This window comes from Collinsella aerofaciens ATCC 25986, from assembly GCF_010509075.1.
In the GTDB taxonomy this organism is placed as follows: Bacteria; Actinomycetota; Coriobacteriia; order Coriobacteriales; family Coriobacteriaceae; genus Collinsella; species Collinsella aerofaciens.
Genome location: NZ_CP048433.1, coordinates 1,553,192 through 1,568,591 on the forward strand (window position 1 = coordinate 1,553,192; position 15,400 = coordinate 1,568,591).

Here is a 15,400-nt window from a genome sequence, read left to right on the forward strand (position 1 = left end):
GGCGGCGCCCACCGTTACGGTGTCCTGGGTCTCACTCTACACGTGCCCTGGGGGCCGCATGGCGCATAGGGGAGGTGACTCGGGGGCATCCTCGTGCCCGGACCGCGCATGAGCGCATGTCCCGCGGGCCGCGAGGTGCGGTTCCGGAAGAGCTCGGGCGATTAGTGCGGCTCGGCTGAGGCTGTCGCCAGCCTTGCACCTGCCGTCTATCGACCAGGTAGTCTACCTGGGCCCTTACCGGAAGGAGAACTAATCCCTGGAACGGCTTCCCGCTTAGATGCCTTCAGCGGTTATCCGCGCCGCACGCGGCTACCCGGCCGTGCCGTTGGTCGACAACCGGTTCACCGGAGGTGCGTCCACCCCGGTCCTCTCGTACTGGGGGCAGCCTCCATCGATTCTCCTGCGCCCACGGAGGATAGGGACCGAACTGTCTCACGACGTTCTGAACCCAGCTCGCGTACCGCTTTAAACGGCGAACAGCCGTACCCTTGGGACCTGCTCCAGCCCCAGGATGCGATGAGCCGACATCGAGGTGCCAAACCTTGCCGTCGATGTGGACTCTTGGGCAAGATCAGCCTGTTATCCCCGGAGTACCTTTTATCCGTTGAGCGACGGCCCACCCACTCGGGGCCGCCGGATCACTAGAGCCTGCTTTCGCACCTGCTCGGCTTGTGGGCCTCGCAGTCAAGCCCGCTTGTACTCTTGCATTCAAAAGGACGGTTGCCGACCGTCCCGAGCGGACCTTCGCGCGCCTCCGTTACCCTTTAGGAGGCGACCGCCCCAGTCAAACTGCCCGCCTGGCACGGTCCCCGAGCCGGTTGACGGCCTCGGGTTAGGACGCCGGTCGCGCGAGGGCAGTATTCCAAGGGCGGCTCCCCGGGGGCTGGCGCCTCCGGATCGATGCCTCCTGCCTATCCTCTACACGCGGGACCAGCGGCCAATGCCAAGCTGCAGTGAAGGTTCACGGGGTCTTTCCGTCCTTCCGCGGGTAAGTCGCATCTTCACGACCAGTGCAATTTCACCGGGTCCATGGTCGAGACAGCGCCCAAGTCGTTGCGCCTTTCGTGCAGGTCGGAACTTACCCGACAAGGAATTTCGCTACCTTAGGACCGTTATAGTTACGGCCGCCGTTTACCGGGGCTTGGCTTCGGGGCTTCGCCGAAATGGCTAACTCCTCCGCGTGACCTTCCGGCACCGGGCAGGCGTCAGACCCTATACGTCGCCTTGCGGCTTCTGCAGAGTCCTGTGTTTTTGGTAAACAGTCGCTTGGGCCTCTCCACTGCGGCCCGCCTCCGCTCCCGGAGCAAGTCCGTTCACGTACGCGCGGGCACCCCTTCTCCCGAAGTTACGGGGCCATTGTGCCGAGTTCCTTGACCATGGTTGACCCGATCGCCTCGGTATGTTCTACCCACCCACCTGTGTCGGTTTGCGGTACGGGCGCGCACGCGCCTGCCTAGGGGTTTTTCTAGGGACCTCGGGCTCACTCGCTTCGCTCAGTCGCTTCGTCCGGAGCCTCGCCCTTCGTGCGGACCGGATTTCCCTGGTCCGCGGGCCGCGCTCCATCACGGGGACGTCCAGAACCCCGCCGAGCCACCCCCATCCGTCGCCCCGTCGGTCGTAGCGCCGCGTGCGCGGTGCAGGAATGTCTGCCTGCTGCGCGTCGGCTACGCCTACCGGCCTCGCCTTAGCCCCCGACTGACCCTGGGAGGATTAGCCTTGCCCAGGAAACCTCGGGTTCACGGCGGACGAGTTACTCTCTCGTCTCTCGCTACTCATGCCAGCATTCTCACTCCCATGCGCTCCACCGTCGGTCGCCCTCCGGCTTCTCCGCCCATGGGAAGCTCCCCTACCGATTCTGAAAATCAAAATCCCGCCGCTTCGGTGTCCAGCTTAGCCCCGTGTATTGTCGGCGCATGTCCACTCGACCAGTGAGCTGTTACGCACTCTTTGAATGGATGGCTGCTTCTAAGCCAACATCCTGGTTGTCTGGGCGGACGCACATCCTTTGCCACTCGGCTGGAACTTGGGGACCTTAGCGGGCGGTCCGGGCTGTTTCCCTCTCGAGCACACAGCTTAGCCCACATGCTCTGACTGCCGCGCTCTGGGCCGCCGGCATTCGGAGTTCGGTTGGATTCGGTAGGCGGCGAAGCCCCCTCGTCCATCCGGTGCTCTACCTCCGGCGGTGAACGCGCGACGCTAGCCCTAAAGCTATTTCGGGGAGAACGAGATATCTCCGGGTTTGATTGGCCTTTCACCCCTATCCGCAGGTCATCGCCGCCGTTTTCAACCGACGTGCGTTCGGCCCTCCACGGGGTCTTACCCCCGCTTCAGCCTGCCCACGGATAGCTCACCCGGCTTCGCGTCCGCGGCGCGGGACTCAAGTCGCCCTGTTAAGGCTCGCTTTCGCTCCGGCTCCCTTTCGGTTAACCTCGCCCCGCGCCAGCGACTCGCTGGCTCATTCTACAAAAGGCACGCCGTCACAACTAAAAGTTGCTCCGACTGCTCGTGGGCGCACGGTTTCAGGTACTGTTTCACTCCCCTCCCGGGGTGCTTTTCACCTTTCCCTCACGGTACTGGTGCGCTATCGGTCACAGGGTAGTACTCAGGCTTGGATGGTGGTCCACCCAGGTTCGGACCGGGTTTCACGTGCCCGGCCCTACTCAGGGACCGCGTCGCGCCGTCCGGTCTGGGTTCGCGTACGGGGCTGTCACCCGCTGCGGCCGGCCCTCCCATGCCGTTCCGCTCCCCAGCCGGACCTGCGCCCGGGGGCGGCAGCCCCCGGATGCGCGGCCCTGCAACCCCGTCGGCGGAACCCCTGCCGGGTATGCCCGCTCGACGGTTTGGCCATCGGTCCCCTTTCGCTCGCCGCTACTCGGGGAGTCTCGAGATTGATTTCCTCTCCTCCGGGTACTTAGATGTTTCAGTTCCCCGGGTTGTCCTCCCCACCCCTATGTGTTCGGGGTGGGGATATGCACACTGCTGTGCATGGGTTCGCCCATTCGGAGACCCCCGGGTCGAAGGATGTGTGCTCCTCGCCGGGGATTATCGCAGCTTGCCGCGTCCTTCATCGGCTCCCTGTGCCAAGGCATCCGCCGTGCGCCCGTGGTATCTTGCGGGACCGCATCGGGCCCGCGGGATATCCACGTGTCGCTAAAGTTAATTAATCGATATCATGAATAGCGCTCGTATGTCGCAATTCGGGTATCTCATACCGCGGCACAGTCTGTTTCACTGTGCTCGCGATCAGATGCTCCTCACTCATAAATAAGTGAATTCTTCTTGTTTGGATCGGATGAATGATTGCTATCATTCTGTCTGATAAATCGCAGAAAAGAATCGAGTCTGGAAGAATTGGATCTTCCATCTCTCTCCTATCGCTATGCGGCTCTCAAGGTACGCGGGTGCGACCCCGGGGACCGGGTGCTGCGGGGAATCATCCGTGGCGGGACATCTACCGGACGGGCTCCTGCCCTCTATTCGAGTTAAAGTTTGTCTCTCTAAGAACGTATCTCCCTAGAAAGGAGGTGATCCAGCCGCACCTTCCGGTACGGCTACCTTGTTACGACTTCACCCCCCTCACCCTCCACACCTTCGGCGCCTCCCCCCTCTCGGTTGGGCCGGCGACTTCGGGTGCAGACGACTCGGGTGGTGTGACGGGCGGTGTGTACAAGGCCCGGGAACGCATTCACCGCGGCATGCTGATCCGCGATTACTAGCAACTCCGACTTCATGGGGGCGGGTTGCAGCCCCCAATCCGAACTGGGGCCGGCTTTCCGGGATCCGCTCCCCCTCGCGGGGTGGCATCCCTCTGTACCGGCCATTGTAGCACGTGTGCAGCCCAGGGCATAAGGGGCATGATGACTTGACGTCGTCCCCGCCCTCCTCCGCCTTGACGGCGGCGGTCCCGCGTGGGTTCCCGGCATCACCCGATGGCAACACGCGGCGGGGGTTGCGCTCGTTGCGGGACTTAACCCAACATCTCACGACACGAGCTGACGACAGCCATGCACCACCTGTATGGGCTCCTCTCGGCCACGGGGTCTCCCCCGCTTCACCCATATGTCAAGCCCTGGTAAGGTTCTTCGCGTTGCTTCGAATTAAGCCACATGCTCCGCTGCTTGTGCGGGCCCCCGTCAATTCCTTTGAGTTTTAGCCTTGCGGCCGTACTCCCCAGGCGGGACGCTTAATGCGTTGGCTGCGGCACGGGGGGATCGTCCCCCCACACCTAGCGTCCATCGTTTACGGCTGGGACTACCAGGGTATCTAATCCTGTTCGCTCCCCCAGCTTTCGCGCCTCAGCGTCGGTCTCGGCCCAGAGGGCCGCCTTCGCCACCGGTGTTCCACCCGATATCTGCGCATTCCACCGCTACACCGGGTGTTCCACCCTCCCCTACCGGACCCAAGCCGCGGAGGTTCCGGGGGCTTCGGGGGGTTGAGCCCCCCGCTTCGACCCCCGGCCTGCCGGGCCGCCTACGCGCGCTTTACGCCCAATGAATCCGGATAACGCTCGCCCCCTACGTATTACCGCGGCTGCTGGCACGTAGTTAGCCGGGGCTTCTTCTGCAGGTACAGTCTTGACTCTTCCCTGCTGAAAGCGGTTTACGACCCGAAGGCCTCCGTCCCGCACGCGGCGTCGCTGCGTCAGGGTTCCCCCCATTGCGCAAGATTCCCCACTGCTGCCTCCCGTAGGAGTCTGGGCCGTGTCTCAGTCCCAATCTGGCCGGTCGGTCTCTCAACCCGGCTACCCGTTGTCGGCACGGTGGGCCGTCACCCCGCCGTCTACCTGATGGGCCGCGGAGCCATCCCCTCCCGTCGGGGCTTTAGCCGGGGCGCCATGCGGCACCCCGGGGTATCCGGTATTACCCGTCCTTTCGGGCGGCTATCCCGGGGGAGGGGGCAGGTTCTCCACGTGTTACTCAGCCGTTCGCCACTCGCTTCCCTCCGGAGAGGGGTGCCGTTCGACTTGCATGTGTTAGGCGCGCCGCCAGCGTTCATCCTGAGCCAGGATCGAACTCTCCGTCCAAAATGTATGGGCTTCGAGCCCGTCCGGTCCTCACAACTATTAGCTGATCGGTTCCGTTCGATTCATATGGTTCTAGTATAGGAAAAGGAATTTCTCGGGGCCGCCTCTCGGCGGCCTTGCGAAAAACAAATCCAAGTTAGACCATTTCAAATGGTTCGATGTCTGCCCGGATGCGACACAACTGGTGTGTCCATCCTCGCAGTATCCGGTTCTCAAGGTGCACGCCCCGCGGCTCATCCGGTCCGACCGGGCCGCGCGGCAAGGAGATATATTGCCAGACCGGAGGGGCCCCGGGGGCGGGAATCTGGGTGTACACATTTCCTACACATTTTGTGATCCGACTAACGTTTGCCAGCCGTTAACTACCGCTCGCCGAGCATCTCTTTATATAAGGCAGTCTCATGGTTAAAGCGGATACGTCCCCCTAGCTAAAGCACAGCCAGCATCGAGCAACTCATCGCGTTCTTCCACCGAGAACCCCTCGGCGTAGACGCGCACCACTGGTTCGGTCCCACTAGGACGGACCAGCAGCCACGTGTCATCCTCGAATGCCAAACGCAAGCCATCCATATGACTAACGTTTTGCGGCACCTTGCCACAAATCGACTTGGGGTTTACGCCCGGCAGCAGGGTTCGTAACGTTTCGGCATCTTCGGCCTCAAGGCGTAAATCGCGTCGACCGTAACTCGTCTTACCAAAACTGTCCTCGAGTTGGTCGACCAGAACGCCCAAAGGCGCGTCCGTCTTTGCCATAAGCTCACACAGAATCAGACAGGCGAGGATTCCATCGCGCTCGGGCATATGTGCGGCGATGCCGATACCACCGGCTTCTTCGCCGCCTATGAGGACGCCGCCCTTCTTCATCTCCGCCGCTATATATTTGAAACCGACTGGTTTGACGGTCACGCGGCAGCCAAGCGCCTCGGCAATGCGACGCACGAGCGTCGAGCACGAAAGATTGACGACGACGCGCCCCTCCAAATTACGAAATTGAACCAAGTCGCCCAAAACGAGCGCCATGATCTGATGCGGATGTATATATCTGCCGCGCTCGTCAACCGCGCCGATGCGGTCGGCGTCGCCGTCGGTCACCAGGCCAGCGCAAGCTCCGTCCTCGATAACCGTGCGCTCGCAAGCGTCCACCCACGGCTCAACGGGGTCGGGGCAGATATCTTCTTGGTCAGACGCCTGCCCGGCGTGAATCTCGTGCACCTCAACGCCAAGCTCGCGCAGCAAGTCGGCTAGATAGCCCTGGGCTGCGCCGCCCATGGGATCGACAACCACGCGCAGGTGCGCGGCGCGGATGGCTTCGGCATCGACAAACGATGCCACCGCCTGCATATAGTCAGGAATGATATCCGCGGTGCGATATTGCCCCTCGATCCCCATTGGCTCGGGAGCCATAGTCTCTTCGAGCTCTTCGATGACATCCTGGTTGGCGGTCGAGCCGTCACCCATGCGAATCTTGAGGCACAGATAGCCCTGCGGATGATGGGACCCCGTCACCATGAGCGCGCCGCACGCTTCACCGTCATAAGCCGCCGCCCACGTAAGGGCAGGGGTCGGGACAGGTCGCGAAGCGAGCACGGCGTCTAGCCCGTGCGCTGCTAGCACGCCCGCCGCAAGCTCAGCGAACTCGCGCGCCAGGGGCCGAGTGTCGAACCCTATATATACCGTTTTGCCCGGATTGATCTTTTGCCACAACTCGCCGACGGCATCGGCGATACGGGCAACGTTATCGGCAGTGAAGTCCTCATCGACGCGAGCGCGCCAACCGTCAGTTCCAAAATGAATTATCGCGCACACGCGCAGACACCTCACAGTGTTTGGATCATGGTACGCATGGGGTATACCCGCAACATGCACTCGGCAACCTGCCGGCACCAGCATTCACCATTTGGGCAAATGCTGCCGAGGACATGCAAGCAATAAAAAAAACCGCCCCGTATGGAGCGGTTTGCCCTTTATATATCGAGCGCCTCGGCCATCGCGGCCGTAGTGATTGCCGTGGTTCCACAGCAACTGCCCACCATTGCGGCACCGGCATGTCTCCATTCGATGCATGCGCGCGCGAAAGCTTCGGGGTTCTCGTGCCATACGGGGCCATCCTGAGTCTGGACCGGATCGCCTACGTTGGGACGCACCGTGACGGGAGTAGTCGCCGATGCAACCATCCTGGGCACCGCCGCGTTCGCGGCCGCAAGCGAACAGCAATTAACACCAACCGAATTTGCGCCGTGTTTTTCGGCGTACAAAACGGCTGCCTCGATGTTGAGGCCATCGCCCAGCAGGTCGCCTTTATCGTCAACGACAAAACTCACCAGAACAGGCATGCCGTCGGCGGCATCTCGGGCGCCGGCAAGCATGGGCTGCAGATTACGGATAGACGTCACCGTCTCGATCAGCAGACCGTCAACGCCAGCATTGAGCAAGGCGTGCGCCTGTTCGCGCGCAATGCCGCGGATTTCACGATACTCGACAGAGTCCTCGGCAAACCACTCAATACCGATCGGGCCCATTGAGCCCAGCAGTAGCTGAGGGTGCGCCTGGCGGGCATCGTCGACGGCCCCGCGATTGACCTCCGCCACGGACGGCGCAATCTGGTCGTGCTTGAGGGCATAGCTCGATGCCTGAAAGGTATTGGTAATGAGCACCTGCGCGCCGGCGGCGACATACAAGCGATGGATACGAGAAACGGTCTGCGGCTCTGCCAGATTCCAAAACGCCGGTGGAATGTCGGCGGCATCGTACTCACTCAACAGAACACTGCCCATGGGGCCCTGCGCCAACAAGGTCTCGCTCGACAAGCGGCGCGTAAGTTCCTCGGCACCAAAGCGGTTGTAATAACTCGTATCCATATATATCCCGCTATTCCTCGACGCTGATTCCCTGCTTTTCGAGATAGGCGAGCCAGCGGCTCATCGTGTCCTCGGATAGCGCATGCTCCATCATGCAGGCCTCGGAATCGGCTCGCTCAAATTCGACACCGAGCTCCTGAACCAAAAACGTGCGGATGAGGCGATGACGGTACCAGATAGCCGTGCCAACCTCGCGGCCGCGATCGGTCAGGATCACCTTGCCGTAGTGCGATTGCTCGACAAGCTCGGATGCCTTGAGCGCCGAAACCGCTTTATTGACCGATGCCTTGGAGACGCCAAGGCGCTGCGCGATGTCGACCGATCGCACGCCGTTGGTTTCCCCCTCTTCGCTTTCAATGCGAACCATGCACTCCAAGTAGTCTTCGTTCGCCACCGTCAGATGTAGTTCGCGCGAGCTATTTGTCGTATCCATGATCTTCCGTCCCTTCTGCATTCAATGGCTGATTCTACCCCATCCAAGCGTCGTGGTATGCCGTGGCATACCGTGCTAGAGTTCTTGTTGCACACGACGACCAAGATTGGAGCGGTCTTTATGGAAAACACCACCACGAGCCCCGATGTCCTCGAGCGCTTTTTGCGCTACGTCCAGATCAACACGCAGTCCGAGGACGCAAACTGCGACCAGGTACCCTCGAGCGCCGTTCAGTTTGACCTTGCCAACGTGCTGGCTGAAGAGCTGCGCGAGCTTGGTGCGGAAGATGCCCACGTGACCGAGCACGCCTATGTCTGCGCGCATATCCCCGCAAGTGCGGGCGCTGAGGACAAGCCCGCCCTGGGCCTGATCGCCCATCTCGACACCACCGAAGTTGCACCGGGCGCCGGCGTGAAGCCGCACATCGTACACTACGAAGGCGGCGACCTGGTCTGCGGCACGGTTGACGGTAAGCCCGTTGCCATGAGTACCGCCAAGCTCCCCGCCCTGAATGACCTCGCGGGTGAGGGCCTGGTCTGCAGCGATGGCACCACGCTGCTGGGCGCCGACGACAAGGCCGGCGTCGCCGAGATCATGGCGCTTGTCGCGCGTATCGCTCAGGACCCCTCGCTGCCCCACCCCGCACTCGGCATTTGTTTTTGCCCAGACGAAGAGATCGGTCACGGCGCCGAGCTGTTGGACATCGAGGCCTTTGGCTGCAAGTACGCCTACACGGTCGACGGCGGTCCCATTGGCGAGCTGGAGTGGGAGTGCTTTAACGCCGCCGAGGCAACCGTTCACTTTGAGGGCCAGTCCATCCATCCCGGTGACGCCAAAGGCCGCATGGTCAACGCGGGCAATCTGTTCTGCGACTTCAATGCCCTGCTCCCCTACGAGCAGCGTCCGGAATACACCGAGGGCTACGAGGGCTTCTATCACCTTGAGGGCGTCTCGGCAACGGTCGACCATGCCACGGCGCGCTATATCGTCCGTGATCACGATGCCGCCAAGTTCCAGCAGAAGCTCGAGCTGACGGATGCCGCCGCAGCACTGCTCAACCAGCGCCTGGGCGAAGAGCGCGTGACGGTCGAGATCAAGCAGCAGTACCGCAACATGGCCGAGATCGTGCGTGACTACCCCGAGCTTATTGATGTTGCCAAGGAAGCCTATCTTGCCTGCGGCGTTGAGCCCCAAGTGCTGCCGATTCGTGGCGGCACCGACGGCGCTCAGCTGTCGTTCCGCGGTCTGCCCTGCCCCAACCTTTCCACCGGCGGCTATTGCTACCACGGCGTCAACGAGTTCGTCCCGGTCAGTTCGCTCGTCAAGATGACCGACGTGCTCCAGGAGCTCGTCGCCCGCTTTGCATAAGCCTGGCTGCACAAGTCCAAAAGACGAATCGCCCCGTCCTCAAGCAAGAACGGGGCGATTTTTTTGCTGCAATGAGAACAGGTTGACGCACGCCAGCCTCTTAACGCAAGGAGTGTCCCAAACTGCCGGCACAAAAGGAACGTCCCCAAGTGCCAAGCGTTCCGGCAACGCCGATGTTTTGGCGCGGACAGCGAAAACCCGCCAGAGCGAGCAAGGTGCCTTGAAACAAGGCGGCATTGATCTTTTGGTCATGCCGCCGAAGTTGAAAGGCAGATTGCCGCTCTGGCGGGTTTGCAGCGTCAAGCGGTTACGCGGTTTGGTAAAACCGCGTAACCCTAATAATTGGCTTCGTAGCCGTTGCCGTCGCCGGTGGGCTCTTCGTAGTAGTCCGAATCGCTTGAATCGCTTGAGTCATCGGAATCGTCAGAGCTGACCGATGAGGTTGCGGTACCGTTTGCGTAGTCGTCAGACGTGTTGTTGTTCAGGTCGCCGATCGTAGAGCTGGAACCGTCGGAAAGACCCATGGTGTTGGGACCCTTGGGATCCTTGCCGGCATCGACGCGCTCCATCATTTCCTTGAGCTCGTCCTCGTAGACAAAGACGTAGCTCACACCGTCGATCATGGTGCTGTCGTCGGCGTACGAGGGCAGGTTGGCCGAGTAGATACCGTCGACATCCATACCGCGCATGGCGTTGACCGTAGCCACGATATCCTGAACGCTCATATCGGTTACGAGCATATCGGACAGCGAATTAACCAGGCCAAAGATCTTCGTGGCATCGAAGTTATTGAGAATCTGGTTGGCAAGGGCGCCAAGCACCTGACGCTGGTGGCGCATGCGCGTGTAATCGCCGTCGGCATAGGTGTAGCGGCAGCGGGCATAGGTAAGGGCGGTGGCACCGTCCATATGCTGCTGGCCAGCGGTAATCTTAATATCCAGGTGCTCGGGGTCGTCAACATCATCGGTTGCGTTAATGTCGATACCGCCAACCGAATCAATCAGCGCCTGCATACCGTCGAAGCTGACCTCGGCATAGTGGGAAATCTGAACACCGCACAGCTCGTTGACCGCCTCGACCATGGCCTCGGCGCCGCCAACGGTATGGCAGGCGTTGATCTTCATGGTCTCGCCCTTGTACTCGACCTTGGTGTCGCGCGGAACGGAAATGAGCGTCGCCTGCTTTTGCGTGGGGTCGATGCGTGCCAGGATAATCGAGTCGGCACGATACGTATCCTCGCCCGGACGGCCGTCGGTGCCAAGAAGCAGCACGTAGAACGGATCCTTTGCCTCATCGGTGTCAACCAGAACCCGACGCAGATTGTCGGTAATGACATTAGAATCGCCGAGCTTGCCCATAATGGTGGCAAACCACAGGCCGGCAGCGGTAGTGGCACTCAGCAGCACGCCAAGCACGACAATGAGCGCGACGTGACGAATCGTGTGGCTACGACGACGTTGGCGAGCGCGCTCGGAATAGCGAGCCACGTTATCGCGACTGTAGATCTTGGCCTGCGCACCAGTTGAGGGTCTTCGGGCGGTGGTATCCGCGAGGGGCTTTTTATTAAACATAGGCAACCTGTATTAGTAGATGACGGGATCGGGTACGGTAGCATGCTCGACATGCGCGCCGAGCGCCTGCAGCTTTTCGACAAACTGCTCGTAGCCGCGCTTGATGTGATGGATGGCCGAAACCTCGGTCGTCCCGTCGGCGATCAAGCCCGCTACGACGAGGGCCGCTCCGCCACGCAGATCGGGCGAGGTAACCTGTGCGCCCGAGAAGCCCTTGACGCCATGAATCATGGCATGATGGCTCTCGATACGAATGTCGGCACCCATGCGCACCAGCTCAGAGGCAAACATAAAGCGATTCTCGAAGATGTTCTCGGTAATAACGGAACTGCCGTCGGCAAGGGCGGAGAGCACCATAATCTGCGCCTGCATGTCCGTCGGGAAGCCGGGGAACGGAAGCGTCTGGATGTCGACCGGCTTGATACGCTCGGCACGGCTCACATGGACGCCGTCGTCGGTACGCTCGCAATCGATGCCCATAAGCTCCATCTTCTTGAGCACCATGCCCAAGTGAATGGGGCAAAAACCCGTGACGTCGACACCGCGATCGTCGGCCATCAGCGCACCGGCGACGATAAAGGTACCGGCCTCGATGCGGTCGCCCACTACGCGATGGGTAACGGGATGGAGCTCTTCCACGCCCTCGATGGTCACGACAGGCGTACCGGCGCCGACAATCTTAGCGCCCATTTCGTTGAGCATGTTGGCGAGATCGACGATCTCGGGCTCGCGGGCGGCATTGTCGATAACCGTGGTGCCCTGTGCGCGCACAGAGGCCATGATGAGGTTCTCGGTCGCACCGACGCTGGCGAACTCGAGCGTGACGGTGGTACCGCGCAGACCTTGGGGCGCATTAGCGTTGATGTAACCGTGGGCGGTATCGAACTCAACGCCCAGGGCCTCAAGACCAAGAATGTGCATATCGATCTTGCGGGCACCCAGGTTGCAGCCGCCCGGCATGGCAATTTTGGCGCGATGGAAGCGACCCAGCAAGGGTCCCATGACGGCGGTGGAAGCACGCATCTTGGCAACGAGCTCGTAGGGGGCCTCCCAAGAATCGACCTGAGAGGTATCAATCTCGAGCGTGTGCTCGTCGAGAACATCGATCGTAGCGCCCATACCCTTGAGCACCTTGCCCATCACGTGGACATCGGAAATATCGGGCACGTTCTGCAGCGTCGTCTTGCCCGGCGCCAGAAGCGTTGCCGCCATGAGTTTGAGCGCGGAGTTCTTGGCGCCCGAAACGGGCACGGAGCCTCCGATGGCGTGGCCACCCTCAACGCGGATAATATCCAAGGTCTACCCTTTCAAAAAGCATGCCCGGGGTGGCTGGGCCATCCCGGGCATGATGTGTTCGCAAATGGTCGAACGCTAAATCGTTTGACTATTGGGCAAGCTTGAGCTTACACCATGCGATTTCATTATAGAGGTAGGCGCGGCGTGCATCATCCTCCGACAAATTACCCAGCTTCTCTTCAAAACCTTGAATATCAGCTTTAAGCTTGTCGGCATCGACGGTCGCCAAATCGCAAGCACGCTCGGCGAGAACGGTCACGACATCGTCCGCAACCTGGGCATAGCCGCCGGCCACGGCAAACGTGTGGTCGACAGTGCCCATGGCCTTATCGGAAACGCGAACGTAACCGCGGTCGATCGTGCAGATCTCGCTGGAGTGAGCAGGCAGGACACCAAACTCGCCATCCGTGGACGGAATCGACACAAACGCAGCGTCGCCCTCATAGGCGCAGCTCACGGGGCACACGATGCGGATACGCATAACCTACTTCTCCCCCATCTTGCGGGCGCGCTCGCGCACGTCCTCAATCGTGGAAGCATAGCGGAAAGCCTGCTCGGGCAGGTCATCGGCCTTGCCGTCGACAATCTCGGCGAAAGAGCGGACGGTATCCTCGACGCGGACGTAGACACCGGGGTTGCCGGTGAACTTCTCGGCGACGTGGAAGGACTGCGAGAGGAACTGCTGAATCTTACGGGCACGGTTGACCGTAAGGCGCTGCTCCTCGGACAGCTCGTCCATACCCAGAATTGCGATGATGTCCTGAAGGTCGGAGTACTCCTGCAGGAGCTCCTGGACCTTGACGGCGACACGGTAGTGCTCCTCGCCGACGATCGAGGGATCGAGAGCGTCGGAGGAAGACGCGAGCGGGTCGATAGCCGGGAACAGGCCGAGCGACGAAATGCTACGCGAAAGAACCGTAGTGGCATCGAGGTGCGTAAACGTCGTGGCAGGCGCCGGATCGGTCAGGTCGTCTGCGGGGACGTAGACAGCCTGGACGGAGGTAATGGAGCCCGTCTTGGTCGAGGTAATGCGCTCCTGGAGGTCGCCCATCTCGGTTGCCAGCGTGGGCTGGTAACCAACGGCGGACGGCATACGGCCCAGCAGTGCGGAAACCTCGGAACCCGCCTGGGAGAAGCGGAAGATGTTGTCGATGAACAGCAGAACGTCCTGACCGCGATCGCGGAAGTACTCAGCGGTGGTAAGGCCGGCCAGACCGATGCGCAGACGCGCTCCGGGCGGCTCGTTCATCTGACCATAGACCAAGCAGGTCTTGTCGATAACGCCAGACTCGCTCATCTCGAGGAACAGGTCGGTGCCCTCGCGGGTACGCTCGCCGACGCCGGTGAACACCGAGGTGCCGCCGTGCTCCTGGGCAAGGTTGTTGATGAGCTCCTGAATCAGAACGGTCTTGCCGACGCCGGCGCCGCCGAACAGGCCCGTCTTGCCGCCACGGATGTAGGGCTCGAGCAGGTCAACGGCCTTGATGCCGGTCTCGAAGATCTCGGTCTTGGTGGTGAGCTCGTCGAAACGGGGCGCTGCATGGTGGATGGGGTAGAACTCCTCCACCTCGGGCATGGGCTTGCCGTCGACGGGCTTGCCCATGACGTTCCAAATGCGGCCGAGCGTCTTGGGACCAACGGGCATCTTCATGGGCTCACCGGTATCGGTGGCGATGAGGCCGCGCTGCAGGCCGTCGGTCGAGGACATGGCGACCGTGCGGACGACGCCGCCCGGAAGCTGGCTCTCGACCTCGAGGATCGTGCTCAGATGACCGATCGGGGTCTCGGCCTCGACCGTGAGCGCGTTGTAGATCGGGGGCACCGCGCCGTCAAACTTGACGTCGACGACAGGGCCGATGATTCGCACGATGCGACCATCACCGGCAGTCGTCTTCTTGGTGGCTTCCTCGACCGCAAGCTTTACGGTGTTATTAGCCATTACTGTTCCTCCAATGCTGAGGCTCCGCCGACGATCTCGTTAATCTCGGTCGTGATCGAAGCCTGGCGCACGCGACTATACGTGCGGGTAAGGGTCGAGATGATCGCGGTGGCGTTTTCCGTCGCGGAGTGCATGGCCTTGCGGCGTGCACCCTGCTCGGCAGCCGCCGAATCGATCAGGGCCTGGTAGATGACCGTCAGGATATAAGACGGCACAAGCTTGCCGAGAACATGCTCGGGAGAGGGCACGAACTCGAACGTGGACGAGATGCGCTTAGGGGCGTCGGTCTCGTTCTTACGCGGACCGTGGGCCATAGCGATCATCTCGGGGTCGAGCGGCAACAGATGCTCGACGCGAAGCTCCTGATCCACGCGGTTCTTGGCGTGGTGGTAGACAAGCTCGACACGGTCAAGCTCACCGGCACGATACGCATCGCAGATATGAGAGGAGATCATGCGGGCCTGATTAAAATCGGGCTCAGAGGAGTTGCCCTCAAAGTGCATGACGACGTTTGCGCGGTCACGGAAATACGTGGCCGGCTTACGCCCGCACGCGATGATCTCGCACTCGATGCCGTCGTTCGCCCAAGAAGCGGCGAGCTTTTCGGCCGTGCGCTCCACCGTCGTATTGAAACCGCCGGCAAGGCCGCGGTCCGAGGCAATAACGACAATCAGGCCATGCTTGACGCTCTCATGCTTCTGCAGCATGGGATCGGTGCCCGAACAGGAGGCGTCGCCGGCGACCGTCAACATGACGTCGGTCAGCGCCTCCTTATAGGGCTCGGCCTGCTTGGAGCGATCGAGGGCACGACGGATCTTGGCCGTAGAGACCATCTCCATCGTGCGCGTGATCTGCTTGGTCGTGGTAACCGAGGAGATTCGCTTCTTAATGTCGCGAAGGTTGGCCATGGGG

At 61.2% G+C, this 15,400-nt stretch carries 9 protein-coding genes and 2 rRNA genes; 1 reads left to right on the forward strand and 10 read right to left on the reverse strand.

Annotation, left to right across the window (positions count from 1 at the left end; all coding sequences use genetic code 11):
• Positions 1-141 precede the first annotated feature (141 nt).
• From GXM19_RS07085 to GXM19_RS07105, 5 genes are all read right to left on the reverse strand, one after another.
• A 23S ribosomal RNA gene (locus GXM19_RS07085) occupies positions 142-3,116 on the reverse strand.
• A 401-nt stretch (positions 3,117-3,517) separates the two neighbouring features.
• Positions 3,518-5,023: ribosomal RNA gene (locus GXM19_RS07090) — 16S ribosomal RNA — on the reverse strand.
• The 16S and 23S rRNA genes sit together here, the layout of an rRNA operon.
• Before the next feature lie 405 nt (positions 5,024-5,428).
• Positions 5,429-6,829, reverse strand: a complete 1,401-nt coding sequence (locus GXM19_RS07095) for a phosphoglucomutase/phosphomannomutase family protein (protein ID WP_040359603.1) — start codon at positions 6,827-6,829, stop codon at positions 5,429-5,431.
• A gap of 158 nt (positions 6,830-6,987) precedes the next feature.
• Complete coding sequence (locus tag GXM19_RS07100) at positions 6,988-7,881, reverse strand: homocysteine S-methyltransferase family protein (RefSeq protein WP_006235725.1); 894 nt, start codon at positions 7,879-7,881, stop codon at positions 6,988-6,990.
• A gap of 10 nt (positions 7,882-7,891) precedes the next feature.
• Positions 7,892-8,314: a metal-dependent transcriptional regulator gene (locus GXM19_RS07105; RefSeq protein WP_040359600.1), complete on the reverse strand. Its 423-nt coding sequence runs from the start codon at positions 8,312-8,314 to the stop codon at positions 7,892-7,894.
• Positions 8,315-8,434: 120 nt separating this feature from the next.
• Between GXM19_RS07105 and pepT the strand changes: the two genes are divergently transcribed.
• On the forward strand, positions 8,435-9,682 hold the full coding sequence (pepT, locus tag GXM19_RS07110; RefSeq protein ID WP_040359598.1) for a peptidase T: 1,248 nt from the start codon (positions 8,435-8,437) through the stop codon (positions 9,680-9,682).
• Between the two features lie 335 nt (positions 9,683-10,017).
• Here the strand turns inward: pepT and GXM19_RS07115 are convergent, their stop codons facing one another.
• From GXM19_RS07115 to atpG, 5 genes are all read right to left on the reverse strand, one after another.
• On the reverse strand, positions 10,018-11,253 hold the full coding sequence (locus GXM19_RS07115) for an LCP family protein (RefSeq protein WP_006235722.1): 1,236 nt from the start codon (positions 11,251-11,253) through the stop codon (positions 10,018-10,020).
• A gap of 12 nt (positions 11,254-11,265) precedes the next feature.
• Positions 11,266-12,549: a UDP-N-acetylglucosamine 1-carboxyvinyltransferase gene (gene murA / locus GXM19_RS07120; RefSeq protein ID WP_040359596.1), complete on the reverse strand. Its 1,284-nt coding sequence runs from the start codon at positions 12,547-12,549 to the stop codon at positions 11,266-11,268.
• An 88-nt stretch (positions 12,550-12,637) separates the two neighbouring features.
• The gene (atpC, locus tag GXM19_RS07125) at positions 12,638-13,030 is read right to left on the reverse strand and encodes an ATP synthase F1 subunit epsilon (RefSeq protein WP_006235718.1); all 393 of its coding nucleotides are present in this window, start codon (positions 13,028-13,030) and stop codon (positions 12,638-12,640) included.
• 3 nt (positions 13,031-13,033) lie between these two features.
• Complete coding sequence (gene atpD, locus GXM19_RS07130; RefSeq protein ID WP_006235717.1) at positions 13,034-14,488, reverse strand: F0F1 ATP synthase subunit beta; 1,455 nt, start codon at positions 14,486-14,488, stop codon at positions 13,034-13,036.
• Positions 14,488-15,396 (reverse strand): ATP synthase F1 subunit gamma, encoded by a 909-nt coding sequence (atpG, locus tag GXM19_RS07135; RefSeq protein WP_006235716.1) that lies wholly within the window; start codon positions 15,394-15,396, stop codon positions 14,488-14,490. Before atpG ends, atpD begins: the two co-directional genes overlap by 1 nt.
• Positions 15,397-15,400 lie beyond the last annotated feature (4 nt).